Annotated in this window: 23 protein-coding genes and 1 pseudogene; 14 read left to right on the top strand and 10 right to left on the bottom strand. The window is 61.8% G+C overall.

Annotated features, from left to right (window positions below):
- Window positions 1-320: 320 nt before the first annotated feature.
- The 3 genes from N5D61_RS12020 to N5D61_RS12010 all read left to right on the top strand — a co-directional run bounded on the left by N5D61_RS12020 (window position 321) and on the right by N5D61_RS12010 (window position 3,050).
- Window positions 321-1,529 (top strand): ammonium transporter, encoded by a 1,209-nt coding sequence (locus N5D61_RS12020; protein ID WP_108238553.1) that lies wholly within the window; start codon window positions 321-323, stop codon window positions 1,527-1,529.
- A 151-nt stretch (window positions 1,530-1,680) separates the two neighbouring features.
- Window positions 1,681-2,766 (top strand): acyltransferase, encoded by a 1,086-nt coding sequence (locus N5D61_RS12015; protein ID WP_279892884.1) that lies wholly within the window; start codon window positions 1,681-1,683, stop codon window positions 2,764-2,766.
- Window positions 2,767-2,810: 44 nt separating this feature from the next.
- Complete coding sequence (locus N5D61_RS12010; protein WP_108238555.1) at window positions 2,811-3,050, top strand: glutaredoxin family protein; 240 nt, start codon at window positions 2,811-2,813, stop codon at window positions 3,048-3,050.
- 27 nt (window positions 3,051-3,077) lie between these two features.
- Here the strand turns inward: N5D61_RS12010 and N5D61_RS12005 are convergent, their stop codons facing one another.
- Window positions 3,078-3,344 carry a hypothetical protein gene (locus N5D61_RS12005; RefSeq protein WP_108238556.1) on the bottom strand — a complete coding sequence of 89 codons (267 nt, stop codon included), beginning with the start codon at window positions 3,342-3,344 and terminating at the stop codon, window positions 3,078-3,080.
- Between the two features lie 403 nt (window positions 3,345-3,747).
- Between N5D61_RS12005 and N5D61_RS12000 the strand changes: the two genes are divergently transcribed.
- Complete coding sequence (locus tag N5D61_RS12000; RefSeq protein WP_279892879.1) at window positions 3,748-4,641, top strand: pseudouridine synthase; 894 nt, start codon at window positions 3,748-3,750, stop codon at window positions 4,639-4,641.
- Window positions 4,642-4,674: 33 nt separating this feature from the next.
- On the opposite strand, the gene N5D61_RS11995 is transcribed toward N5D61_RS12000, so the two are convergent.
- Window positions 4,675-5,175, bottom strand: a complete 501-nt coding sequence (locus tag N5D61_RS11995; RefSeq protein ID WP_279892877.1) for a cupin — start codon at window positions 5,173-5,175, stop codon at window positions 4,675-4,677.
- Window positions 5,176-5,495: 320 nt separating this feature from the next.
- Between N5D61_RS11995 and N5D61_RS11990 the strand changes: the two genes are divergently transcribed.
- Window positions 5,496-6,830: a sorbosone dehydrogenase family protein gene (locus N5D61_RS11990; RefSeq protein ID WP_279893077.1), complete on the top strand. Its 1,335-nt coding sequence runs from the start codon at window positions 5,496-5,498 to the stop codon at window positions 6,828-6,830.
- A 185-nt stretch (window positions 6,831-7,015) separates the two neighbouring features.
- On the top strand, window positions 7,016-7,897 hold the full coding sequence (locus N5D61_RS11985; protein ID WP_279892875.1) for a DMT family transporter: 882 nt from the start codon (window positions 7,016-7,018) through the stop codon (window positions 7,895-7,897).
- Between the two features lie 13 nt (window positions 7,898-7,910).
- Here N5D61_RS11985 and N5D61_RS11980 read toward each other — a convergent pair whose 3' ends face one another.
- Window positions 7,911-8,813, bottom strand: a complete 903-nt coding sequence (locus N5D61_RS11980) for a DMT family transporter (protein ID WP_279892872.1) — start codon at window positions 8,811-8,813, stop codon at window positions 7,911-7,913.
- 87 nt (window positions 8,814-8,900) lie between these two features.
- Here N5D61_RS11980 and N5D61_RS11975 point away from each other — a divergent pair, with 87 nt between their 5' ends.
- The 4 genes from N5D61_RS11975 (at window position 8,901) to N5D61_RS11960 (ending at window position 13,961) form a co-directional block, all read left to right on the top strand.
- Window positions 8,901-10,235, top strand: coding sequence for a PLP-dependent aminotransferase family protein (locus N5D61_RS11975; protein WP_279893075.1), 1,335 nt, complete (start codon window positions 8,901-8,903; stop codon window positions 10,233-10,235).
- A gap of 173 nt (window positions 10,236-10,408) precedes the next feature.
- Window positions 10,409-11,092: an ATPase gene (locus tag N5D61_RS11970; RefSeq protein WP_279892870.1), complete on the top strand. Its 684-nt coding sequence runs from the start codon at window positions 10,409-10,411 to the stop codon at window positions 11,090-11,092.
- Window positions 11,093-11,242: 150 nt separating this feature from the next.
- Entirely contained in the window at window positions 11,243-11,653 is a 411-nt protein-coding gene (locus N5D61_RS11965) for an ester cyclase (RefSeq protein ID WP_108238635.1), read from the top strand.
- 88 nt (window positions 11,654-11,741) lie between these two features.
- Complete coding sequence (locus tag N5D61_RS11960) at window positions 11,742-13,961, top strand: EAL domain-containing protein (RefSeq protein WP_279892868.1); 2,220 nt, start codon at window positions 11,742-11,744, stop codon at window positions 13,959-13,961.
- Here the strand turns inward: N5D61_RS11960 and N5D61_RS11955 are convergent.
- On the bottom strand, window positions 13,951-14,379 hold the full coding sequence (locus tag N5D61_RS11955; protein WP_108238562.1) for an NUDIX hydrolase: 429 nt from the start codon (window positions 14,377-14,379) through the stop codon (window positions 13,951-13,953). The two genes, N5D61_RS11960 and N5D61_RS11955, sit on opposite strands and share 11 nt — an antisense overlap.
- A 155-nt stretch (window positions 14,380-14,534) precedes the next feature.
- Here N5D61_RS11955 and yghU point away from each other — a divergent pair, with 155 nt between their 5' ends.
- The 3 genes from yghU (at window position 14,535) to N5D61_RS11940 (ending at window position 18,069) form a co-directional block, all read left to right on the top strand.
- On the top strand, window positions 14,535-15,374 hold the full coding sequence (gene yghU, locus N5D61_RS11950; RefSeq protein WP_108238563.1) for a glutathione-dependent disulfide-bond oxidoreductase: 840 nt from the start codon (window positions 14,535-14,537) through the stop codon (window positions 15,372-15,374).
- 209 nt (window positions 15,375-15,583) lie between these two features.
- Window positions 15,584-17,797, top strand: coding sequence for an OsmC domain/YcaO domain-containing protein (locus N5D61_RS11945; protein ID WP_279892864.1), 2,214 nt, complete (start codon window positions 15,584-15,586; stop codon window positions 17,795-17,797).
- Window positions 17,798-17,907: 110 nt separating this feature from the next.
- Entirely contained in the window at window positions 17,908-18,069 is a 162-nt protein-coding gene (locus N5D61_RS11940) for a DUF2986 domain-containing protein (RefSeq protein WP_108238564.1), read from the top strand.
- Here the strand turns inward: N5D61_RS11940 and N5D61_RS11935 are convergent.
- The 6 genes and pseudogenes from N5D61_RS11935 to N5D61_RS11910 form a co-directional block, all read right to left on the bottom strand.
- Window positions 18,053-18,514: a 3-dehydroquinate dehydratase gene (locus N5D61_RS11935; RefSeq protein WP_279892860.1), complete on the bottom strand. Its 462-nt coding sequence runs from the start codon at window positions 18,512-18,514 to the stop codon at window positions 18,053-18,055. The two genes, N5D61_RS11940 and N5D61_RS11935, sit on opposite strands and share 17 nt — an antisense overlap.
- 16 nt (window positions 18,515-18,530) lie before the next feature.
- On the bottom strand, window positions 18,531-19,154 hold the full coding sequence (locus tag N5D61_RS11930; RefSeq protein ID WP_279892858.1) for a glutathione S-transferase: 624 nt from the start codon (window positions 19,152-19,154) through the stop codon (window positions 18,531-18,533).
- A pseudogene (locus N5D61_RS11925) lies at window positions 19,151-20,185 on the bottom strand (NAD(P)H-quinone oxidoreductase). The gene N5D61_RS11930 and the pseudogene N5D61_RS11925 overlap by 4 nt, the downstream one beginning before the upstream one ends.
- A gap of 17 nt (window positions 20,186-20,202) precedes the next feature.
- Complete coding sequence (locus N5D61_RS11920) at window positions 20,203-21,372, bottom strand: ABC transporter ATP-binding protein (protein WP_279892855.1); 1,170 nt, start codon at window positions 21,370-21,372, stop codon at window positions 20,203-20,205.
- Window positions 21,373-21,399: 27 nt separating this feature from the next.
- On the bottom strand, window positions 21,400-21,825 hold the full coding sequence (locus N5D61_RS11915) for a RidA family protein (RefSeq protein WP_108238569.1): 426 nt from the start codon (window positions 21,823-21,825) through the stop codon (window positions 21,400-21,402).
- Between the two features lie 167 nt (window positions 21,826-21,992).
- Entirely contained in the window at window positions 21,993-23,243 is a 1,251-nt protein-coding gene (locus N5D61_RS11910; RefSeq protein ID WP_279892852.1) for an NAD(P)/FAD-dependent oxidoreductase, read from the bottom strand.
- Window positions 23,244-23,630: 387 nt separating this feature from the next.
- On the opposite strand from N5D61_RS11910, the gene N5D61_RS11905 reads away from it, so the two are divergent.
- Complete coding sequence (locus tag N5D61_RS11905) at window positions 23,631-24,605, top strand: LysR family transcriptional regulator (protein ID WP_108238637.1); 975 nt, start codon at window positions 23,631-23,633, stop codon at window positions 24,603-24,605.
- The last annotated feature ends 163 nt before the right edge of the window (window positions 24,606-24,768 follow it).

The following is a 24,768-nucleotide window of genomic DNA, read 5'->3' as shown; positions in this document are numbered from 1 at the left end:
AATAATGGTTTTCGAGTATGGCCTATTTGCGAAGGTTCATTCCAATTGCCACATTGAGCGCCGGTACAGTTTTTGCTTTTCGGTGGTGCGCCAGTGAGGCGACTTGCCCTAAAGGAGGGCGTGCGCATCGGCGGGACCGCTGATAACTGGACAGCTAACTCAAAAAATCAACACTCATGCCCCTGTGGTCATCGTCCTTCTCCTAATGTGGTGCGCCGTTTCGGTTCGTACTGCATGTTCCTGCGCAACCTTGGTGCGTTTGAGCGGTGGGTCTCGGTGCATGACGCAGGGCCGTCGTCATCTTGTAGGCCTGCCCCTCGATGGAAAATATGCAAAGTGCGGTAAATACCTTGGTTCACAGTTCCAACACCCTGTTCCTTCTGATCGGTGCCGTCATGGTTCTGGCCATGCACGCGGGTTTCGCCTTTTTGGAAGTCGGCACCGTTCGGCAGAAGAACCAGGTCAATGCCTTGTCGAAAATCCTCAGCGACTTCGCCGTATCGACCCTCGCTTATTTCTTTATGGGTTACTGGGTGTCCTATGGCGTGAGCTTTCTGCAGCCGGCCAGTGCCCTGGCTGCCGATCATGGTTACGCCTTGGTGAAGTTTTTCTTTCTGCTGACGTTCGCTGCGGCGATCCCTGCCATCATCTCGGGGGGCATTGCCGAGCGCGCGAAATTCACTCCGCAACTCTGTGCGACGGTGCTGATCGTCGCCTTCGTCTACCCGTTTTTCGAAGGCGTGGTGTGGAACGGCAACTTCGGCATCCAGGCTTGGTTGTCGCGCAGCTTCGGCGCCGGTTTTCATGATTTCGCCGGGTCGGTCGTGGTGCATGCCGTAGGGGGCTGGCTGGCGTTGGCCGCGGTCACGCTGCTCGGGGCGCGTAACGGTCGATACCGCGACGGTAAGTTGATCGCTTATCCGCCGTCGAGCATACCCTTCCTGGCGCTGGGGTCGTGGATTCTCATCGTGGGCTGGTTTGGCTTCAACGTGATGAGTGCACAGACGCTGGCAGGCGTCAGCGGTCTGGTCGCCGTCAACTCGTTGATGGCGATGGTAGGGGGGACGGTCGCCGCCTTGCTGGTCGGGCGCAATGACCCCGGCTTTTTGCACAATGGCCCCTTGGCCGGACTGGTGGCCGTGTGCGCGGGCTCCGACCTGATGCATCCGGTCGGCGCGCTGATCACTGGCGCGGTCGCCGGCGCGTTGTTCGTCTGGTGTTTTACGGCGGCTCAGGTGCGTTGGAAAATCGACGACGTGCTGGGTGTCTGGCCGCTTCACGGCGTGTGCGGCGTCTGGGGTGGACTCGCCTGCGGCATCTTCGGCCAGGTCTCCCTCGGAGGCTTGGGTGGCGTCAGCCTGGTCAGCCAGATCATCGGCAGCCTGGCAGGGGTGTTCATCGCGCTTGCCGGTGGGTTTGGGGTCTATGGCCTGATCAAGCAGTGCCTGGGCCTGCGTTTGACGCAAGAGCAAGAGTTTTACGGCGCTGACCTGTCGATCCACATGATCGGGGCAGTCAGTCACGATTGAGCCTGAGCTTCGTCCCAACGTAACGCTCGACCGAGCTGACCATTGGCTATGCTTGTCGGCAAAGCGAGTGGGCAGGGCAACAGCAGCCCTGCCTCTCGACTTTCCTGATTTGTCGTCGCCCTCATGGGCACGTCTGTTGTAGGAGAAGTCGATGGAGCGAATCTATTCCCTTCAAGCGCTGAGGGGCGTGGCGGTGCTGGGGGTGGTGCTTTTCCACATGACCGCCGTCGAGGGCAAATATGCCGGCGGGGACGTTCTCCTCCCGCCCTGGCTGGATTTCTTCCAGTTGGGAGTGGACCTGTTCTTCATCATCAGTGGTTTCGTGATGGTGATTGTCAGCCGTGGGCGTTTTCAGAAGGTGGCCGAGTCCAAACGCTTTCTCTTCAACCGAGCTTCGAGAATCTACCCCACATACTGGCTTTATTTCTTTCTGACGTGGGTGGCGGTGTGGTTACAGCCGAGCCTGGTCAACAGCACGCATGGCTCGTCCAATCTGCTGATGTCCTTTCTGTTGCTGCCCAACGACAAGGTGCTGCTGGTCATGGTGGCCTGGTCGCTGCTGTTCGAACTATGGTTCTACTTGGTGTTCACTGGCCTGATGCTGTTTCGCGAACGATGGCTGCCGGTGTTTCTGGCGGCGTGGGCGTTGTCATTGATGAGCTTCAACAGCGTCGACACCTGGCAGGACTACAACGCCGCATTGAAAATCGTTCTTCATCCCTACGCGCTGGAGTTCATTGTTGGCGTCGCGCTGGCGCTGCTTTTTTACAGTCGCCATTGCGCACGGATCACCACGCCGATGATTTTCGGTGCACTCGCGGTAGCGCTAGTACCCGGGGTGGCGCTGATTGGGTATTACCGGCTGTTCGACGAGCAGGGCATGTTGCGCATGTGTGCAGTCGGCGCCGTATTCGGCGTCCTGGTCCTGGGGCTGGCCCTGCTGGAGCGTCGCCGGCGGGTGAAGATGCCTTCGTCCTTGGTGGCGGTGGGAGACATGTCGTACACCCTCTACTTGTCGCACCTTTTGGTGCTGGGTGTCGTTGGCCGCTTCTGGCAGTTGTTCGGTGGTTGGCCGAACAGCCTGTTGGACAACGTGCTGTTCACCCTGGTCATGCTGATGGCGGTGCTGTGTTATGGCTGGGTGGGTTACCGCTGCTTCGAGAAGCCGCTGCTGGACCTTTCCAATGATTTTTCCCGACGTCGCTTCCGGCTCGACGGTATTCCAGGGCGGGCCTAAAATGGCCGCAGTTCGTGAAATTCTCTGGAGGGAGGTTTTTCCTCATGCCGCCGGAATGTCAGCTGTTCAGCACCGTGGGATGCCACCTCTGCGAGGTCGCCGAGGCGGAGCTCATGACGCTCGTCGAGCATGGCCTGATGGTGGAACTGGTCGATATCGCAGACAGTGACGCCCTGACTGACGCTTACAGCCTGCGCATTCCAGTACTGCGCCGTGTGGACACCGGCGCCGAGCTGGACTGGCCGTTCGACACCGGTCAGGTGGTGATGTTCTTGAGGGACTGAGCGCTTGAAGCGGTTCAGTCGCAGTCCTCAGAGGTACTGGGTGTCGACCACCATCGCCTTGGCGACGGCTTCTTTCTGGGCTTCGGTCATGCCGTCCCAGACATGAACCTTGGCGTAGTAGCCAAGCCCCGCGACGATGTACAGGCTCAGCGTGAAAATGATGAAGACCGACATGAAGGTCCAGCGACCGACGTCATGTTCTTCACCCGAAAACGACTGCGAATAGTTGTCCTCGCTTTCGGCCGGCGTACCGGTGGACAGGCGTTTGATCCATTGAAAAAGTTGAACCAGCATGGCGTAACCTCAAGTTTGCAAAACGAAATCTGTCGTGGGCCATGAGCAACGGGTGCGTTCAGGGCCGACGCTACGGTTCGGCGGTCGCGCAGGGCGCGGGGTGCAAACGCTGAAAACGAAAAAAGCCCGTCGAGGACGGGCTTTCTTTTTATGGAATTCAGGTCTGGCAGGGCTTTCGGGTTCGATCACGAAGATGTTCGTGGTCGTTCGGTTTCGCCCCTGCGTGCCGATTTAGCAACATTTTAGAACAAAGGAATGCCAGCGGCTACCGTCGTCATGTAGATGTCAGACAACTGGTAGTGGATTGCGCTGCGACATAACGTCGCGTGCCGGCATGGCTCGCGCCTGACGGCCGCTTGAGGGGATAATGCTGTCTCTTCACGCCATGACCTCCGAGAGACCCATGTCCGATTCTGCATTCCTACCCGCCACCAGCCAGGCCAGCACCCTGTATCTGCCCCCAGGCCCCTGGTTGACGGTGCTCGACTGCCTGTGCGCGCGCTTTAGTGCGATCAGCCGAGAGCAATGGGTGGACCGCTTTCTCCGGGGGCGTGTGCTCGACGGCCAGGGCCAGCCCGTCGCGCTGGATCTGCCGTACCGTGAAGGGCTGCGCATCCACTATTTCCGCGAAGTACCCAACGAGACGCCGATCCCGGTCCAGGAGCAGATCCTTTACGCCGATGAACACCTGGTCGTCGCGGACAAACCGCATTTTCTGCCGGTCACCCCGTCCGGCGAATACGTGGAGCAAACGTTGTTGCGGCGCTTGATTCGCACACTCGACAATCCGCACCTGGTACCGCTGCACCGTATCGACCGCCACACAGCTGGGCTGGTGCTGTTCTCGGCCAACAAGGGCAGTCGTTCGGCCTATCAGGCGTTGTTCCCGACGCGACGCATCGAAAAACGTTACGAAGCCATTGCGCGTGCGCTGCCAGCACTGGCGTTTCCCCGCGTCCATAAAAGCCGATTGGTGGATGGCGAACCTTTTTTTCGCATGACGGAAGGGGACGGGCCCAGCAACACCGAAACCCGGATAGAGGTCTGTGAGCGCCACGGCGAACTGTGCCGTTACGGATTATTTCCGGTGACGGGCAAGAAGCATCAATTGCGCGTGCACATGGCGGCGCTGGGCGCACCGATCTGCAATGACCCGTTTTACCCCGAGGTCGTGAAAGACGCTGTCGACGACTATGACAAGCCGCTGAAGCTGCTGGCGCAAGGGCTGCGCTTTACGGATCCGGTGACCGGCCAGGCGCGGGCGTTCGAAAGCCGCATCGCATTGGCCTGGTCTTGAGGGTGCCGACTGGACACACGCTGGCCAAGACTTTCAATGACCCTGCCAGTGGGCCGTCAACGGAGGGCGGTTCCCGGTCACTGGGTCGCTGTTCGGAAACGGCAGACGCGCGATGCGCTCGATCATCGCCTCGGTCGGTGCCTCCCGGCAGATGTCCCAGTTCTGGCCCGGCGGATAGCCGCCCACGACCAGGAAATCTTCGCTGGCCGACAACCGACAGTGGCCCGTCCCGGCAGGCAGCAGCACGACATCACCCTTGTTCACGGTGACCTCCACGCCCTGTGGGCCTCCCAGGATCAGCCGTGCGCTGCCCGCGGCGAAGCCGAGTACTTCATGGGCGGTGGAGTGGTAGTGGTGGTAATCGAACACACCGTCCCGCCATGCCGGTTTCCAGCCATTGCGGGTGAACAAGGCTTCCATGGCCGAAGCGACATCGCCATCGGTAACGACGTCGCGGTAATGCAGCACCGGTAGGGTCGGATTGTTCGGTACCCAGTCATTGCGCTGCAATAGCAGTGTCTCGAGCGCGTGCATCGTTTTTGCTCCAGCGAACCCCGTGGGCAATACCCAGGCGACGGCGCCGAAGGTCAGTGCCTTTGAAATGAGTGCGCGCCTGTGCCATGTCTTCATCGTGTTCCCTCTGGTTTCCTGACCGCGGACGCGCGCGTCACGTTCCCTCACCACCGCCTACATTGAACCCTTGCACGACAGGCGGGGTCGTTTGATTCGTGCCCTTGCAACAAAGGTCATTTGTACCTGCCCAGCTGTTTGGTGGCGGAAGACAGGGCGATAATTTCGCCGATTGGATGTCCAGACGTGGCCCACGAAGGGCCGAAGAAGAGGTTAGAACAATGATGACGGTACAGCGCCTTGCCCTGTTGATGACCGCCGCGGCCTTGCTCGGCGGCTGCGGCGAAAACGCCAAATTACCCTTTCAGGCAGGCGTTGGCCCCAAGCCACAGTTGCCCGAGCCGACGCAGTCGTTGATTCCGACGGTGAAGGTGTCAAAGGCGGTGGGTTGGCAGGGCACCCATGCGCCTGTCGCGCCACCCGGTTTCAAGGTGCAGGCGCTGGCGGACCGTCTTGAGCACCCGCGCTGGTTGTACAAACTGCCGAATGGCGATGTGCTGGTAGCAGAAAGCAACACGCCGCCCAAGCCGGAGGGGACTACCGACGGTGGCTCTGGCCTGATGGCCTGGGCCAAGCGCACAGCGGCTGGCATCGTGATGTCGCGGGCAGGGGCGGACGCGCAGAGCGCGAATCGCATCACCTTGCTTCGCGACGCCGATGGTGATGGCAAGGCTGAAGTGCGTACGGTCTTCATCAGTGGGTTGAGTTCGCCGTTCGGGATGGCGCTGGTGGGCAATGAGTTGTACATCGCCAATGCTGATGCCGTGGTCAAGGTGCCTTATGAGAACGGGCAGACCGAGATCACCGCCACGCCGGTCAAGGTGACTGACTTGCCTGCCGGCATCAATCACCATTGGACCAAAAACATCGTTGCCAATGGCGACGGCAGCAAGCTGTATGTAACGGTCGGGTCCAACAGCAACGTCGGCGAGAATGGTCTGGAAGCCGAAGAGGGCCGCGCCGCAATCTGGGAAGTCGACCCCCGGACCGGCCAGAAACGTCTGTTTGCCAGTGGCCTGCGTAACCCCAACGGTCTGGCCTGGAAACCGGGCACCTCGGAACTCTGGACAGTGGTCAACGAGCGGGATGAGATCGGCAGCGACTTGGTGCCCGATTATCTGACGTCGGTGAAGGACGGCGCGTTTTATGGCTGGCCCTGGAGTTATTACGGCAGTCATGTCGATGCGCGCGTCCAGCCACCGCGTCCTGACAAGGTCAGCCAGGCCATCGCGCCGGACTACGCGCTGGGCACCCACGTTGCGCCGTTGGGCCTGACGTTTTCGGACGCCCGGGGGATGCCGCAGAACTTCTCGAACGGCGTGTTCGTCGGTGAGCACGGTTCGTGGAACCGCAACCCGCAGTCAGGTTACAAGGTGGTGTTCATCGGCTTTCAGGATGGCAAGCCGACAGGCATGCCGATCGACTTTCTCACGGGCTTTCTGAACCAGGACGGTGAAGCCCAGGGCCGCCCCGTGGGGGTCATTCTCGATCAGCAAGCCGCGCTACTGGTGGCGGATGACGTGGGCAATACGGTATGGCGAGTGAGCCAGGCGCAGTAGGCCCGACACTCCCACGCCCGGTCCACGCATCGCTGCGAATGGCGGGGCCGGGCTGTTCGTAGGGGCTTGATCGCGGCGTGGCTGGCCCAGGCAACGCCGCCGTCAAACCGGCGTTGGAGGCCGGGGCAACTTGTGCTGTACTGCGCAGCGCGCCTGTTGTCTCTCACTCCGCCGTTGGATGCCCCATGAGCTTGCTTTCTTCTCCCCATCGTCATGTGCTCGGCATGTGGCTGATGGTCGGTGTGGCGTTTGTGTTCGCCAGCCACGATGCTGTCTCGAAAACCATGATCCTCGTGCTGCCTGTCGTCTTCGTGGCGTGGGCGCGTTACCTGATCCATACCCTGATCGTGACCAGCCTGATCATCAGGGAAAAACGCCAGCGGGCCTTTCACACCCGCAGGCCGGGGCTGCATCTGGTGCGGTCCTTGTTCCTGTTGGGTGACAGCCTGACCTTTCTATTCGGGCTGACGCATGTGCCGCTGGCCGAATCGACGGCACTGGTGTTTTTAGCCCCGGCGTTCGTCACCCTGTTGTCTCCGCTGGTTTTCGGCATCCACGCCGACCGCCTGCAGTGGCTGTCCGTGATCGTCGGATTCATAGGTGTGCTGGTGGTCATCAATCCCACCCGCGAGGGGTTCTCGCTCTGGATGCTGTTTCCACTGGCCTCGGCATTCTGTTTTGCGGTCTATCAAGTATTGACGCAGCTGGCGGGCGAATCGGACAGCCCCTCGGTGTGCAGCTTTTATGTGGGCGTGTTCAGCACGGCGATCCTGAGCCTGGTGGTGCCGTTCTTTTGGGCCACCCCCAGCCTGTCCCAGTGTGCCATGCTGCTGATGCTGGGCGGATTGGGGATGACGGCGCATCTGCTGATTTCCAAATCCTATGTTTATGCGTCGTCATCGGTCCTGGCCCCATTGGGGTACTTGCAAATCCTTTTCGCTGCCGTGTACGGCGTGGTGTTTTTCGACAGCTACCCGGTGCTGTCCTCATCGCTGGGAATGGCGCTGATCTGCCTGAGCGGCCTGCTGGTGTATTTCAAGCGCGTGCCCCTGACCGTGACCGAGTGACGCCCCAGCCCCTTCACCGGGAAAAGCGCCGCGCCCCGACGACGCACAGGATGACGCCCGCGGTCACGCCCACCAAGGCCACGCTCACGTCTTCGTGCAGCAGTGTGGCAGCCAGTGCCAGCCCGAAGAATGGCTGGAGCAACTGCAACTGGCCGACCGCGGCGATCCCGCCCTGCACCAGTCCCCGATACCAGAAGACGAACCCGATGAGCATGCTGAACAGCGACACGTAGCCCAGGCTGATCCAGGCCGCAAGACCGACAGAGGCGAACGATGCGGGCGCGTTCAGCCAGGTCAGCACCAGCATCATTGGCAGTGCCAGCACCAACGCCCAGCAGATCACCTGCCACCCGCCCAGCGTCCGTGAGAGTTTTGCCCCTTCGGCATAGCCCAGCCCGCAGGCAAGGATCGCCAGCAGCATCAGCAGGTCACAGACCGGAGAAGCACTCAGCCCCTGCGCCAGGGCATAGCCCACCACCAACGCGCTGCCAAGTCCGGAGAATGCCCAAAAGGCCGGGCGTGGTCGTTCACCGCCCCGCCATACGGCGAACGCGGCGGTGGCCAGCGGCAACAGGCCGACGAAAACGATCGAGTGCGCCGAGGTGACGTACTGCAAAGCCAGGGCCGTGAGCAGCGGAAAGCCGATCACGACCCCCAGGGCGACGATGCACAGCGGCCACACTTGGGATGCGGTGGGGCGCCGTTGCTTGAGCAGCCACAGCAAGCACAACGCGACCGCTCCGGCGATGGAGGCGCGTGCGACCGTCAGGAATACGGGCGCGATGTCCTGCACGGCGATGCGCGTGGCAGGCAACGAACCGCTGAAGATCAGCACACCGATCAGGCCGTTGAGCCAGCCGCTGGATACGCGTGGGCGGGGTAGGTGGGAGCGAGACAGCGGCGATGCATGTTCCATGGCGTGGTGTCCTAGTCGTGATTGCATGGGCGAAAGCCTAAGGTGCAGAATCAGGACAATCAAAGAATTGTCATGGATGCATTCCTTATGCCGCCCGCGCGCTACAAAACCTTGGTGGATCGCTTCGCCCATGACATCACCTCCGGGGCGCTGGCACCGGGGACCCGGTTGCCGACCCATCGACAACTCGCCGAGCAGGAAGGGCTCGCGCTGGTGACTGCATCTCGCGTCTATGCCGAGCTGGAGGCGATGGGGTTGGTCAGCGGTGAGACGGGGCGGGGGACTTATGTGCGGGAAATCGCCTTGCCTCTCAGCCATGGGGTTGATCAGCAAGCGCCGGGCGCCGGTGTGCTGGACCTCAATTTCAATTACCCCGCGCTGCCGGGCCAGGGCGAAATGCTGCGCACCGGCTTGCGTCAACTGGCGCTCAGCGGAGATCTGGACGCCTTGTTGCGCTATCAACCTCACGCCGGGCGCGGCCATGAACGGGCCTGCTTTGCCCGTTACTTGGCGGAGAGGGGCCTGCAGGTCAGTTCGGATGAGGTCGTCATCGTCAGCGGAGCGCAGCACGGGCTGGCGGCGATTGCCATGGCGCTGCTCAAGCCCGGCGATGTCGTGGCGGTGGACGCGTTGACCTATTCGGGGTTCAAGGTGCTGGCCGAGGCCCTTCGCCTTGAAATGCTGCCGATTCCCTTGACCGATAACGGCCCGGACCTCAATGCGCTGGAACGCCATTGTCGCCTGCGACGTGTCAAAGCGGTCTACGCCATGCCCACGCTGCACAATCCCATGGGCTGGGTGCTGGATCAGGCCTGGAGGGCGCGGTTGGTGAGCCTGGCACACACGCATGGGCTGATGCTGATCGAGGACGCAGCCTATGCGTTTCTGGCGGAGGATCCGCCGCCTGCGCTGCGCACGTTGGCGCCGGAACTGACGGTGTACGTCTCGGGGTTTTCCAAGAATGTCGCCACGGGGTTGAGGGTCGGGTATGTCGTGGCGCCTTCGCGCTGGGTGGCGGCCATCGAGCGTGCCGTTAGAGCCACGACCTGGAACACGGCGGGCGTCATGACCGCGCTGATCTGCCAATGGATAGAGGACGGCACGGTCGCCCGGCTGGAGGGGGAAAAGCGCGAGGACGCCAGGGCCCGACAGGCGGTGGCGCACAAGCGCCTGATTGGGCTGAACCTTATCAGCCATCCCGCCTCGTATTTCATGTGGGTGCCGTTGCCGGAAGAAGCGAGGGCCGATCAGGTGGCGATGGAATTGCTCGACATGAACGTTGCGGTGTCGACCGCCGAGCCCTTCGCCATCTCCAGCCCCGTGCCCCATGCCATTCGCCTGGCACTGGGGTCTGTGGACAAGGCGGCGCTGGATGTTGCATTGGGTAAAGTGCGACAGGTTCTGGGCAACTACGGCATCTAGTCGGTCGGTTGGGTTATAGGGGAAAGTTGTTTTATTCGATAAATCGTAAAGGACTTTCTCTGCGCGCCTACCATTGGCGAAATCGATAGTTAACATCATCGATCACGTGTTCTTTTTTTTCTGTAAAGGAGCAGGATAGAGCCATGTTGAATTGTTTGCGAAGGACACCTGCGATGAGAATTTCCACTTTGCTGACGCTTGTCGCCGTATTGACCGGTGGCCTGGTGGCCGCGGTGCCCGCAAGCGCCGCGACGTCGGCAGCCGACGAACCGATTTGCCACTTCATGCCCATGGCAGACAGCGGTGTGGGCCTGAGCAAGTCTCAGTCAGTGGGCGTTCTTTACAGCGAAAATACCGTCGCTACCTTGAATTACCTCGAGCACTATCATGCGGTCGCCGTGAAGGGGGTCAAGAACGGTGCGCTGGATTCGCGTATTCGCGATGCGTTCGTCAACAGCTCTGATCCAAAGTTGGCCATCGACTGGCTTAAAGCCTCCATTGCCAAGGAATTCGCGTCGGTCACTGTCTATGACAATCTGGACGCGCTCATGAAGGCACGACCCGATGTGGTTGTCATGCTCGACACCTATAGCCAATTGGTTACCCAGCGCAACAGCAAGGTTGAAGCGCGGTTCGTCGCCAAGTTTTATGACGCCAACCTTCAATACATTGGCAAAGCCGAAGGCTTGGGCACCCAGGAGCTGAGCTCGGTGTGGGTGCATGACAAGGCGGCCCCGGAAATTGCCGCGCAGATCAACCAGCAGCGTGAACTGCAAGTCGATGCACTCAAACGGTTCGACATGTCGCTCAAGGCGCTGGTGACCTCCGGTGAGGTGGCGCAGGTGGCGGGCAACTGAGCAGGTGGCGTTCCCTTGGGATGCCCCGTTACGGCTGACTCCACGGGATGCCATGCAACCGCCGATTCCGGCTTGATCCTGAACTTAATCGTCCCGCTTGCCCCCTAACTCCCGACGGCTGCCTGTGCAGCGCCAACGGAGGTGATGACCTTGAGCAAGCAAGCCCTTTGCGAACGCTACCTCGGCTACATCGACTGCCTGAATCGCCAGGACTGGTCCCATCTGGGGGAATTCGTCGCGCCCGATGTCCATTACAACGGCCAGCGCATCGACCTCGCCGGTTACCAGGCGATGCTGGAAAACGACTTCCGGGCGATACCCGACCTGCGCTTCGTCGTTGATCGGTTGATTGCCGATCCACCCCATATTGCCGCGCGGCTGTGCTTCGATTGCACGCCCATCGGTGACCTCTTCGGTCTGCCGGTCAACGGACAGCGGGTCCGTTTCACTGAAAACGTGTTTTATGAGTTTCAGGAAGACCGGATCGTCAACGTGCACTCGGTCATCGACAAAGCGGCAGTGGCCCTGCAACTGCCCGTCGCGTCGAGGAATGACCGCTAGCTCCTGCAGAACCAGACGGTTAGGATAGCCATTCGCAATCATTGGTCGTTGCGTGTCGCTGCTGTAACCGTCGCTCTCAGGTGTCTGCATGTTCAAAACCAACTTCGCCGACTGGGCCGCCACCCGCCGCAGTCGTCAGTTGATCCTGCGTCTTTTCCCGGCGATCTGCGCGCTGTTGCTGTTGATCGGCCTCAGTGGCTTTCTGCTGGTGCAGAATGCCTTGAATCAGGACCGCGATGTCCAGCAGCGCTCGCGTATCTTCATTGCCCGCACCCTGGAGCAAGTGCGCAATGAAGTGGGGCGCAACATTATCAACTACGCCAAATGGGGCGAAGCGTACAAACACCTGCACATGACCGTCGACAAGGTCTGGGCCGATGATCAGCGCAACGTCGGTCCGATCCCGTACGAACTGTATGGCTACAATGGCGTGCTGGTCATCGACGCTCGGGACCGGACCCGCTACGCAGTGATCGATGGCAAGCCTTCGATGATTCAGGCGGGCGACTGGCTGGAAGGCGATCTGGACGGTCTGGTGCGCGACGCGCGGTTATCGACGCAAAGCAACGACGGCCTGGTCCGTGCGTTCAGGGTCGCCGGGGTGCCCGCGCTGGTGGCGGCGGCGACCATCAGTCCTGAGTCCGACCCCACCATCCAGCCGGTTCCCGGTCCGGCCTCGGTGATGATGTTCGTCACCATCCTGGACCCTGTGAAATTGAACCACCTGAGCGACACCTACGGCTTGCCGAGTATTTCCCTGTACGAGCGGCCGGAGCCGGGCTACGACGTCATGCCCTTGCTGGAGTCGACGATCCTGTTGAAATGGATGCCGCCGCGACCCGGCATGGCTTTACTCAAACAGACCCTGCCGCTTTTTATTTCCGGCGTTCTGCTGCTGGCGGTCGTTCTCGCCATGCTGGTGCGCTACGCCTGGACGCTGGCGCGACAGATCGACGCGCAGTTCCAGGCGCTGCATGCCAGCCAACTGGAACTCAGCGGCAGCGAACAGCGTTTTCGCCAACTCTCGTTGCACGATTCGTTGACGGGGCTGGCGAACCGCTTCCGCCTGCATCAGTTTCTCGACGAACACCTCGGCCACCCGGTGACCTGGCCGTTGACCGTATTGAGCCTGGACCTCGATCGTTTCAAACCTATCAATGACGCGCTGGGGCACGCTGTGGGTGATCGCGTGCTTCAAGAAGTCGCCCGGCGTCTGCAGGCCCACGTGCACGACGGCGACATGGTGGCGCGGTTGGGCGGGGACGAATTCATCGTGGTGCTGGTCGGCGAAGTGGGCGAGGGCGACGTCGTGGCGCTGTGCAGCCGGCTGGTCGAGGAGGTGTGCCGTCCGATTGAGGTGGAAGGGCAGACCGTGTTCATCGGCACCAGCATCGGCATCGCCCGGGCCCCCGCCGATGGCCACACCGGCGCAGAGCTGTTGAGCATGGGTGACATCGCCCTGTACCAGGCCAAGGCGGCGGGCCGCAACACCTGGCGGTTCTACGTCGACAGCATGAAGACCCACTTGCTGGCGCGTCGACAGCTGGAGCACGAGCTGCGCACGGCATTGCTGAACGATCAACTGTGCGTGCACTACCAGCCGCGGTACGCGACGGTCGACGGGTCGCTGCGCAGCCTCGAGGCGCTGGTGCGATGGCAGCACCCGGAGCGGGGCCTGTTGCCGCCGGACGCCTTCATCACGCTGGCCGAAGACACCGGTCTGATCCAGCCGTTAGGGCGCTGGGTACTGGAACGGGCCTGCCGTGATGCGATGGATTGGCCCCCAGAGGTTGGCCTGTCGGTCAACCTGTCCCCCGGCCAGTTGGCCGACCAAGAAGACATCGTGGCGGTGGTCGCCCAGGCCCTGCATGGCAGCGGCCTGTCTGCGCGCCGTCTGGAGCTGGAAATCACCGAACGGGTGCTGCTGGACCACGCCCAAGGCGCGAAGGCGGCGTTGACCGCGCTGCGTACGCTGGGAGTGCGCTTGAGCCTGGACGATTTCGGCACGGGTTTCTCATCCCTTGCGTATTTGCGTCAATACCCGCTGGACGGCATCAAGATCGACCGCAGCTTTATTGCTCACCTCACAGAGCGGGGCAATGATCTGGCCATCGTCCAGGCGATGATCGACCTGGGGCGTTCGCTGGGCATGACCGTGACCGCGGAAGGTGTGGAAACCCAAGCCCAGTTGGAATGCCTGCGGCGTCACCCCTGCGATGAAGTGCAGGGCTTTCATTTCAGCCGTGCGGTCCCAGCGGATCAGTTGGCGCCCCTGTTCGGTCGAGCGCCTTCGACCTCTACCGGCTAGCCGAGACCGCGTTCGTCCAGTCGCGCAACCGGTCTTGCAGGTGCGGGATGGCGTCCTCCATCGCCAGGTAGGCGTCGACGGTACTGATGCGCCAGCGCTGGCCTTCATCGCCGAAGGTGATCTGGCCGAACAGCCCCGACGGAACCTCGGCCACCATGAACCAGGTGTCCAGGCCATTGTTGCCCGCGCCCCGATAGACCCGTCGGTAGACGATCCAGGCCGGGTTCAGGGCCAGGCCGAATTCTTCGTATGCTTCGCGCAGGGCGCATGCTTCGGGCGTTTCATCGTGTTCGCGTCCGCCTCCGGGCAAGTCCCAGAGCCCGGGCCAGGGAATGCTGGGTTTGTCGTCACGCTGGTAGATCAGCAATTGGTCATCGCACAGTAGCGCGATCTTGGTGCCGGAAAAGGCTGGGTGCATGGTCGTTTCTCTGATTGAAATGTGATTGAGGCGCCCCAAGGTAACCCGATACCCCGAACCGCTCCGATCTCATGCCGGTCCGGTCATGACCCGTGGCAAAGGTTTGCCGCGGGCCACGGCGCCCCCAACAGTGACCCACTCTAGAGGTTTGTTTCATGACGAAAGACGCATACGTTCCGCCCAAGGTCTGGAAAAACGAAGCAGCATCCGGTGGGCACTTCTCCAGTATCAACCGCCCGGTGGCGGGCCCGACCCATGAAAAAAACCTGCCCGTGGGCAAGCAGCCGTTGCAACTCTACTCGCTGGCGACCCCCAACGGTGTGAAAGTCACCATCCTGCTCGAAGAGCTGCTGGCCCTGGGCAAAACCGACGCCGAATACGATGCGTGGCTCATCCGCATCGGCGAGGGCGACCAGTTCTCCAGCGGTTTTGTCGACATCAACCCCAACTCCAAGATTCCGGCCTTGGTCGATCACAGCGTCGAACCGCCGATCCGGGTGTTCGAATCCGGCTCGATCCTGCTGTACCTCGCCGAAAAATATGGTGCGCTGTTGCCCACCGATCCGGCAGGCCGCACCGAAACCCTGAACTGGCTGTTCTGGCAAATGGGCGCGGCGCCTTACCTGGGGGGCGGTTTCGGTCACTTCTACGTGTACGCGCCGGAAAAGTTCGAATACGCCATCAACCGTTTCACCATGGAAGCCAAGCGTCAGTTGGACGTGCTCGACCGTCGTCTGGCCGAGAGCCGCTACCTGGCCGGTGACAGCTACACCATCGCCGACATTGCGGTCTGGTCCTGGTATGGCCAAGTGGTGCGCGGTACGGTCTACAACGCCGCAGAATTCCTCGATGCGAAAAGCTACACCCATGTCCAGCGCTGGGCCGAAGAGATTGCCAATCGCCCGGCCGTGATTCGCGGGCTGCGGGTCAACCGCACCTGGGGTGACGAGGACAAACAAGTGCCCGAACGGCATTCCGCCTCGGACATTCGCTGACATCGGGGGCGTTTCCCCTCAGCCTCCGGCTGGCCTCAGGTGACGGGTCTCCCGCTCACCTCCGGCGCGCCGGAGGTTCATCTCACTTGCACCCTGTTCATCAGGCGCTCACCCCGCACGCCTGAGCGGCGACTCTGTCGGCGCCGCAAGACTTTCCGCTGAAAAACCGGATAATGGCCGCCATTCGTTTTTCGCTGCCGGTACCCCCCATGGAAATCAAGGTCAACTTTCTCGACAACTTGCGACTCGAAGCCAAGTTCGACGACTTCACGGTCATTGCCGACCAGCCCATTCGTTACAAGGGCGATGGCTCGGCCCCGGGCCCGTTCGACTACTTCCTCGCGTCGTCGGCCTTGTGTGCGGCGTATTTCGTCAAGCTGTATTGCCAGACGCGCAATATCCCGACCGACAACATCCGGCTGTCGCAGAACAACATCGTCGACCCGGAAAACCGCTACAACCAGATCTTCAAGATTCAGGTCGAGCTGCCTGCCGACCTCTCGGAAAAAGACCGCCAGGGCATCCTGCGGTCGATCGATCGCTGCACCGTGAAAAAGGTCGTGCAGGCCGGGCCTGAGTTCGTGATCGAGGAAGTCGAGAACCTCGACGCCGACGCGCAGGCGTTGTTGATGCCGGCGCTGCATGAAGCGGGGGGCGCCCCGGCCAACACTTACATCCTCGGCAAGGACCTGCCGCTGGAGCAGACCATCGCCAACATGTCCGGAATCCTCGCGGAGCTGGGCATGAAGATCGAGATCGCCTCGTGGCGCAACATTGTGCCCAACGTCTGGTCGCTGCACATCCGGGATGCCCATTCGCCGATGTGTTTTACCAACGGCAAAGGGGCGACCAAGGAAAGTGCTCTGGCCTCGGCGCTGGGCGAGTTCATCGAGCGGTTGAACTGCAATTTCTTCTACAACGATCAGTTCTGGGGCGAAGACATCGCCACCGCCGAATTCGTCCATTACCCCAACGAGCGCTGGTTCAAACCAGGCCCGAACGATGAATTGCCAAGCGAAATTCTCGACCCGTACTGCCTGAAGATATTCAACCGTGATGGCGAACTGCGCGGCTCGCACCTCTACGACACCAACACTGGCAATACCCAGCGCGGCATCGTGTCGTTGCCCTTCGTGCGGCAGTCGGATGGGGAAACGGTCTATTTCCCATCCAACCTGATCGAGAACCTTTACCTCAGCAACGGCATGAGTGCAGGCAATACCCTGGCCGAAGCCCAGGTGCAGTGCCTTTCAGAGATTTTCGAGCGGGCCGTCAAGCGCGAGATCCTGGAGGGAGAGATCGCCTTGCCGGATGTACCTCTGGAAGTGATCGCCCGATACCCGGGCATCCTGGCCGGTATTCAGGGGCTGGAGGAGCAAGGCTTCCCGGTGCTGGTCAAGGACGCCTCGCTGGGGGGCGAATTCCCGGTGATGTGCGTGACGCTGATGAACCCGCGCACCGGCGGGGTGTTCGCTTCGTTCGGCGCTCACCCAAGCTTTGAAGTGGCGTTGGAGCGCAGCCTCACCGAGTTGCTGCAAGGCCGTAGTTTCGAAGGCCTCAACGACTTGCCGCCTCCGACCTTCGAAGGCCAGGCGGTCATCGAACCGAACAATTTCGTCGAGCATTTCATCGATTCCAGCGGCGTGGTGTCGTGGCGTTTCTTCAGTGCCGCGGCGGACTACCCGTTCGTCGAGTGGGATTTTTCCAGTGAAGGGGAGGATGCCAACGCACTGGAGGCCGCGACCCTGTTCGGCATTCTCGAAGGGATGGGCAAGGAAGCGTACATGGCCGTTTACGACGACCTCGGCGCCAACGCCTGCCGCATCCTGGTGCCGGGTTATTCGGAAATTTATCCGGTGGAAGACCTGATTTGGGACAACACCAACAAGGCGCTTGAATTCCGCGCCGACATCCTGAACCTGCACAGCCTGAGCAAGGTCGGCCTGAGAACCCTGGCCCAGCGTCTGGAAGCCAGCGAGCTGGACGACTACACCGACATCACTACGCTGATTGGCATCGAGTTCGACGACAACACCGCGTGGGGGCAGTTGACCATTCTGGAACTCAAGCTGTTGATCTACCTCGCCCTGCAAAAGCACGAGAAAGCCAAGGACCTGGTGGAGGCGTTCCTGCAGTACAACGACAACACCGTCGAGCGCGGCCTGTTTTATCAGGCCGTGAACGTGGTGCTGGAAATTGCCCTGGACGAGGACTTGGAACTGGCCGACTACGAGGTCAACTTCCGCCGGATGTTCGGTGACGAGCGAATGGACGCGGCGATTGGCTCGGTGGACGGCAGCGTGCGTTTCCATGGCTTGACGCCGACCAGCCTCAAGCTCGAGGGGCTCGACCGTCACCTACGGTTGATCGACAGCTACAAGAAGCTGCACGCAGCGCGAGCGAAGGCGGCAGGGTTGAACTGAGCCGTCTGCCCGGCGCTCGCGACGCTTCGTGCCAGGGCGTGGGCTGTCCGGGCCACCTTCAATCTACGGGGCGGCGCACAGCGCGGCCGTCCCCTTGCCGAGCAGAATCGATGAACCGACGCAAAAAAATCGCCCAGCTACTCAAGGCCCACGCCAAGAAGGCCAATGCCAAGCTGGCCCCGCGCAGCACCAAGCCGCGCTACATCAGCAAGGCGGACCGGGCAAAAATGGACGCAGAGGCCGCTCAAGCACCCGTCACCCCTGAGGCGTGACCGCGGCTTCTTCGAGCATTTGAGCGATCGCCGTCAGCGCCAGCCGGTAGCCCCGCGCGCCCAGCCCGGCGATCACACCGGTTGCGGCCTTGGACACGTAGGAGTGATGGCGAAAGCTCTCGCGCTTCCAGATGTTGCTCATGTGCGCTTCGATGATGGGGCCTTCGAAGGCCAACAATGCATCGAGAATCGGTACCGAGCTGTAGCTGAGTCCGGCGGCATTGATGATCAGCGCATCGGCCTGCTGACGCGCCTCCTGTATCCAGTCCACCAAAACGCCTTCGTGATTGCTTTGACGAAATTCGAGGCTCAACCCCAGTTCAGCGGCGTGGGCCTGGCAACTGGCTTCAATGCTGGCGAAGCTCTCGCTGCCGTAGGTCCCGGTTTTGTCCAGTCCGTAGAGGTTGGCGTTCGGGCCGTTGAGAAAGTAAACCGTGTGCGGCATGAGTGACTCCTGAAGCTTAGACAAAAGGACGGGTGGCGAGCATGGCCGGGTGCTGGTCGAACGCAGCGAACCAGGTCGCCGTCGCGGGATGGCCCTTGCGCCAGTCAAGCCCTTCGAAACGGAAATCCAGGTACCCGAGCGCGCAGCCTAGGGTGATCACGCCGATGTCGTCCGGTTGCGTGCTCAACCTGTCGGCCTGGTGTTCCACTTCGGCCAGGACGGCGGTGATCTTCGTCAGTTGCCCTGCGGTCCAGTCATCCCATTGCTTGGCCGGTGGCCGGGCCACGGCCTCATAGCGCGCCAGCAACGCGGCGTCGAGCAGTCCATCGCCCAATGCCTGGCGCACCAGGCTGCTCCAGCGCCGTTCGCCGTCGCGCGGAAACAGGCTGCCGCCGGCTAGGGTGTCGAGGTATTCGCAGATCACCCGACTGTCGAACAAGGCGAGGCCTTCGGGTGTCTGCAACGCGGGCACCTTCGCCAGTGGGTTGAACCGGGCGATGCGCTCGTCACGAATGACGGGGTGGGCGGCGGATTCGAGCTTTTCGATCCGCTCGGCTAGCCCCAGGCAGTGGGCAACGACCATCACTTTGCGCACGTAGGGGGAGGTGGAGGCGTAATACAGCTTGAACGTCTCCATCATGCCGACTCGCTGGCGGGCACGGGCATCAACAGCACCTTGCCCAGATTGGCGTTGCTTTCCAGCAGACGATGGGCGGCGGCGGCTTCGTGCAGCGGCAGGCGGTCGTGGATCAGCGGTTTCACCTTGCCGCTGGCCAGCTATGGCAGCAGAAAGTCCCGAATGCATTCCGCGATTCGGGCTTTTGCCGCCAGGCTTTTTGGTCGCAGGGTGGAAGACGTCAGGGTCAGGTTTTTGCGCATCACGATCTGCAGGTCCAGTTCGATCTTCGCGCCCTGCAGGAATGACAGGCTGACGTGGCGACCGCCCATTGCCAGGGCGTCCAGGTTGCGGCTGACATAGGGGCCACCGACGTTGTCCAGCACCACGTCGACGCCACGGCCTTCAGTGCACTGCGCGACCACCGCGACGAAATCTTCCTGATGACGGTCGATGGCACGCCACACCCCGAGCTTTTCCAGCAGCGCGACCTTTTCCGGGCCCCCCGCAGTGGCAATGACCCGAGCCCCCACGGCATGGGCGCACTGCACGGCGAAGCTGCCGACGCCACTCGCGGCGCCGTGGATCAGCAATGTATCGCCCGATTTCAAGCGGCCCAGTTCGAACAGGTTGTGCCACACGGTAAAGGCGGCTTCCGGTACCCCGGCGGCGTCGACCAGTGGCAAATTCTGGGGGACGGGCAGGCATTGATCGGCAATGGCCACGCAATACTGTGCATAGCCCCCGCCACTGAGCAGCGCCATCACTCGATCCCCCAGCGCAATGTTGTTGACACCTTCGCCGACGGCCACCACCACACCGGCAACCTCCAGCCCGAGGATGTCCGTGACGCCGGGCGGCACCGGCAGGCCGCCACGCTGCAGCAAGTCCGGGCGGTTGACGCCCGATGCGGCAACGCGAATGAGCACCTCGCCAGCGTGCACCGTCGGCAGTGGACGCTCGACGCACGCGAGCACATCGGGGCCACCCGGCTGGGTGGCGACGACGGCCAGTGCGGTCGCTGGAAGAGGGGGAAGGCTTGCAAAATAGGTCATGGCGCTCTCAGGTTCAGTTAGGGGGCGCCGTTGCCGGACTGAGCATCAACGGCAAAGGCGCAGGCGCCGTCGCTGTCGATGCTCAGCCCGGCAACGGCGCCCACGGGCCAGCGGGTCTGGGCATCGCTGCCGGGCTGTCGTGCCAGCAGGCGATCCGGGCCCAGCGCCGGGGCGTCGAGTTGGATGTCGACGTGGTCACCCTGAAACACATGGGCGACCACAGTGGCGCTGAGGCGAGTGTCGGCGCCCAGCGGTTCGAGATGGATGTGTTCGGGTCGCAGGTAAAGATCCAGGCGCGCACCGACATCGGCTTGCACCTGCTCGGCAGGCAACCGCAGAACGCTGTCGCCGAGGGACACCTTCGCACGCTCGTCACGGCTCAGGTAGCGGCTCGGCAGGACGTTGACGTCGCCGACGAAACGGGCCACGAACGGGTCTTGAGGGTAGCGGTAGATGGCGTCCGGTGGCCCGGCCTGGTGCACCCGTCCCGCCCGCATCACCACCACGCGGTCGCTCAGGCTCAAGGCTTCGCCCTGATCGTGGGTCACGCATACGGTGGTCATCCCCAAGCGGCGCTGAAGGTCTTTGAGCTCGATTTGCATCGCCAACCTCAACGGTTTTTCCAACCCTGCAAAGGGTTCGTCCAACAGCAGCAGCCGGGGGCGGATGGCCAGTGCCTGAGCCAATGCCGCCCGTTGCCGTTCCCCCCCCGACAGGTCGCGAAAGGGCCGCTCGGCGTGGGCGTGCAACCTGACCAGCGTCAGCACCTGTGCGACACGGTCGACGATCTCGGTTTCGCCGACATCGCGCCTGCGCAATTCATCACCGATGCTTGCGGCAATGCTTTGGCCCGCAAGCTGTGCATCCCACTGGGGTGGGTGCTGGTTGACGATGCCGATTTCACCGAGCTGGCTGTGTGCATCGCCCGCCCATTGGCCGTCCAGAATGACCTGGCCCTGGTCGGCCGTGCACAGCCCCGCCAACAGATTGAGCAGGGTGGTCTTGCCGCAGCCCGAAGGCCCGATCAGGGTCACGAACTCACCTTCGTGGATCCTCAGCGACACGTCGTCCAAGGCCAACGAGTCGCCGAATCGCTTGCTCACGCGCTCCAGTTGTACCGCAAACGGCGCACCGGGTGCTGACGCCAGGGTGGCGAGTTCACGTGGGTCGATCGGGAAAGGGGCCATGGACACTCCGCAGGGGCAGGGCTGGGATCAGGCGCCGGTCCAGTCGTCCGGGATGACGGCGATGACGTCGATTTCCATCAACCACTCGGGCTGGCCGAGGCCGGAGATCACCAGGCCCGTGGAAATCGGGAACACCCCCTTGAGCCATTTGCCGATCTCCCGGTACACCGGCTCGCGATAACGTGGGTCGATGATGTAGGTGGTGGTCTTGACGATGTGAGAGAGGTCGGAGCCAGCTTCCTCCAGTAACTGCTTCACGTTCTTCATGGCCTGCTCGGCCTGCGCCCGCGGATCGCCCAACCCGACCAGATTGCCCTCGAAATCGGTGCCGATCTGTCCGCGCACGTACACGGTGTTGCCGGCGCGAACCGCTTGGCACAGATCGTTGTCCAGCGACTGATTGGGGTAGGTTTCCTTAGTGTTGAACATGCGAATGCGCGTGTGGGTCGGCATGGGTGCAGCCTCGTGATCGGTGAATGGCCCCAGCTTCACACTGGCCCCGAATGGGATAAACCAGCATTTGTCAGGGGTAATGGTTAGGAAAAACCGAAGTCGCCTTGATGCCCTCCGGCCGCACCACCGACACAGGGCGATGGCGGGCCGAACCGGGGCGGCGGGCTTCAGGACGGCGCGTAGGCCATGTAGTCGTTTTGCAGCACGATGTGATCCGCGATGTATTTAGCGTCGTGCCACACCCCATAAATGAACGACGAGGCGCGGTTCACCAGGTTGGGCAAACCGAGGAAGTAGATACCGCTTTCGGCACAGATGCCGCGCTTGTGGAAGGGTTCGCCCCGGTCGTCGAAGGCGTTGACCTGCAGCCAGCTGAAATCGAATTTGAAGCCGGTGGCCCAGAGAATGGTGGTCACGCCGGCTTTTTCCAGATCCAGGCTCAGGACCGGGTCGATCAGGCATTCGGGGTCAGGCAGCAGCTCCCAGGCTTCGGGTTCGGGCGGGAAGGGCAGGCCGTTCTGTTCGATATAGGCGTCCGCGTCGCGCAGCACGTCGAAGTAGGCGCGGTCACCTTCGGCGATGTTCTCGGCCAGGCCGGGTTCGAACGTCATGACACCGTCTTCGTAAGCCTTGGTCAGGCCGACCAAGGTGATGCCTTGATGGGCCAGGCGGCGGAAATCGACGGTCTTGCCACCGTCATAACCGCTGACGGCGAACGCGACGTGCTTTTTCTTTGGCGTGATCCGCACCTCATCCCACAGGCCCAGCGCGCCCAGCCACCAGCAGTAGTCACGGCCACGATAGGCACGTGGCGGCCGGTAATGCTCGCCCACTGACAAGTAGACTTGCTTGCCCGCGCGTCGCAATTCTTCGGCGATCTGGGAGCCCGACGCGCCGGCACCGACCACCAGCACGGCGCCCTCGGCCAGTTGGTCCGGATTCTTGTAAGCAGACGAATGCAGCTGTTGAACGCTGGCGTGCGCCGGCACGATGGGCGGGACTGCCGGACGCTGGAATGGGCCGGTGGCGGCCACCACGTTCGAGGCCTCGATGACCCCTTCGGAGGTGGTCACTTTGAAGCCGGGTCGACCGACGTGGCGTTCGACCTTCAGCACCTCGACGCCGGTGCGCACTGGCGCTTTGAGCATCTGGACATAGGCCTCGAAATAATCGGCCATGCGCTCTTTGGGCGGGAAGGCCTCAGGCGAGATGTTCTCGAATTTCATGCTCGGGAAGCGGTCGTGCCAGGCCGGGCCGTTGGCGACCAGCGAATCCCAGCGCTCGGAGCGCCAGCGTTCTGCGATGCGGTTGCGCTCCAGCACGATGTGCGGCACACCCATCAGCGTCAGGTGTTCGCTCATCGCGACGCCCGCCTGGCCTGCGCCGACCACCAAGGTGTTGATTTTTTCCACTGACATTTGAATTTCCTAAAGAGAATCGACCCTGATCGGTTTCGCCGATGCTCATGCACCGACGGCAGTCCAAGGCACAGGCGCCTTGGCGACTTCATTCATCCACGGCGTCAGTGTGAGGAAGGGGATCCCGTATAGGAATTCTGCTTTTTGAACGTAGAGCTTAGGAAAAACCGAACCCTGCCCAAGCGCTGGAAACCCGATGATGGCAAATCGTCGCAGAAGTGACGTCACCGGGTTCGAGCGGCATGAACCCTGCAAATGAACCTGCCAGTGAAGCTTGCACATGAACTCGGACAGAGACCCTGCAAACAGATCCCCGGCGCCATTCGGTCGCTCATTCAAACGGTGGGCGCCGAAGTGCGCCTATCGGCTCAAGCTGTGGAGGGCGTGATGCTCAGTCGTATTACCCAACGCCAACTGGAATATTTCGTCGCCTCGGGAGAAGCAGGCAGCATCAGCGCCGCGTCAGAGCGCATACACGTTTCGTCGCCGTCGATTTCAGCGGCCATCACCCACATGGAAGCCGAGCTCGGCATCCAGCTGTTCGTCCGCCATCACGCGCAAGGCATTTCCCTGACGGCGGTCGGGCGGCAGGTGATGCACGAGGCCAAGCTGATCCTCGAACAGATGAGCAACCTCTACACCATCGCTTCGGAATCCCTGAACACCGTGCGCGGCCCGCTGCGGGTCGGTTGCCTGCATTCGCTCGCGCCCATGATCACCCCTGAACTGGTGTTCGGCTTCGGCCGTGCGTTTCCGGGGGTGCGCATTTCCCAGATCGAAGGCGACCACGAACAACTGCTGGAAAAGCTACGCAGTTCCGAGATCGACATCGCCTTGACCTACGATCTGGTGAGCAGCGATGACATCGATTTCCAGCCGCTGGCCAAGCTGCCGCCTTACGTACTCGTCGGCGAGCATCACCCGCTGGCCCACTTGCCGGCCGTCAGCGTTCAGGACTTGGAACATCACTCTATGGTGCTGCTGGACATCCCCTGGAGCCGGGAATATTTCCTCAGTTTGTTCATCCCGGCAGGAATCACCCCCAACATCGTGATGCGCTCCAGCAACCTGGAAACCATCCGCTCCATGGTCGGCAACGGCATCGGCTACACCATTGCCAATGCCCGACCCAAGGGCAACATTTCGCAGGACGGCAAGCGCCTCGTGCGCATTCGCATGGCCGGCGGTCTGCACCCCTTGCAACTGGGTTATGCCACTGCCCGCAACGCACAGTTGTCCCGCGTGGTGGCGGCGTTCACTGAACGCTGCCGGATGTTCGTGTCGGATCAATACATCCCCGGCATGGCCGCGCCCAGCTTCTTCGACCCTCACGCGGTGAAGCCCACCCGCGGCGCAGAGTGAAGATTGCGCACCACTGTCGATCATCCGGAGCCGCCCTCGCTGCTTCGGATTTTCTCGCCCCAGTCGTAAATCAGAAACGAATTTAAGCCACCTCGCCGGGCCTGCAGACTGCAGGCATCGAACACCCCAAGGATGACTCAGGACACGCCGCACCAGAAAGCGG

The sequence above is a fragment of the Pseudomonas sp. GD03842 genome (genome assembly GCF_029841165.1).
In the GTDB taxonomy this organism is placed as follows: domain Bacteria; phylum Pseudomonadota; class Gammaproteobacteria; order Pseudomonadales; family Pseudomonadaceae; genus Aquipseudomonas.
Note: the sequence above shows the minus strand (reverse complement) of the source record. Positions and strands in the feature narration are given on the sequence as shown.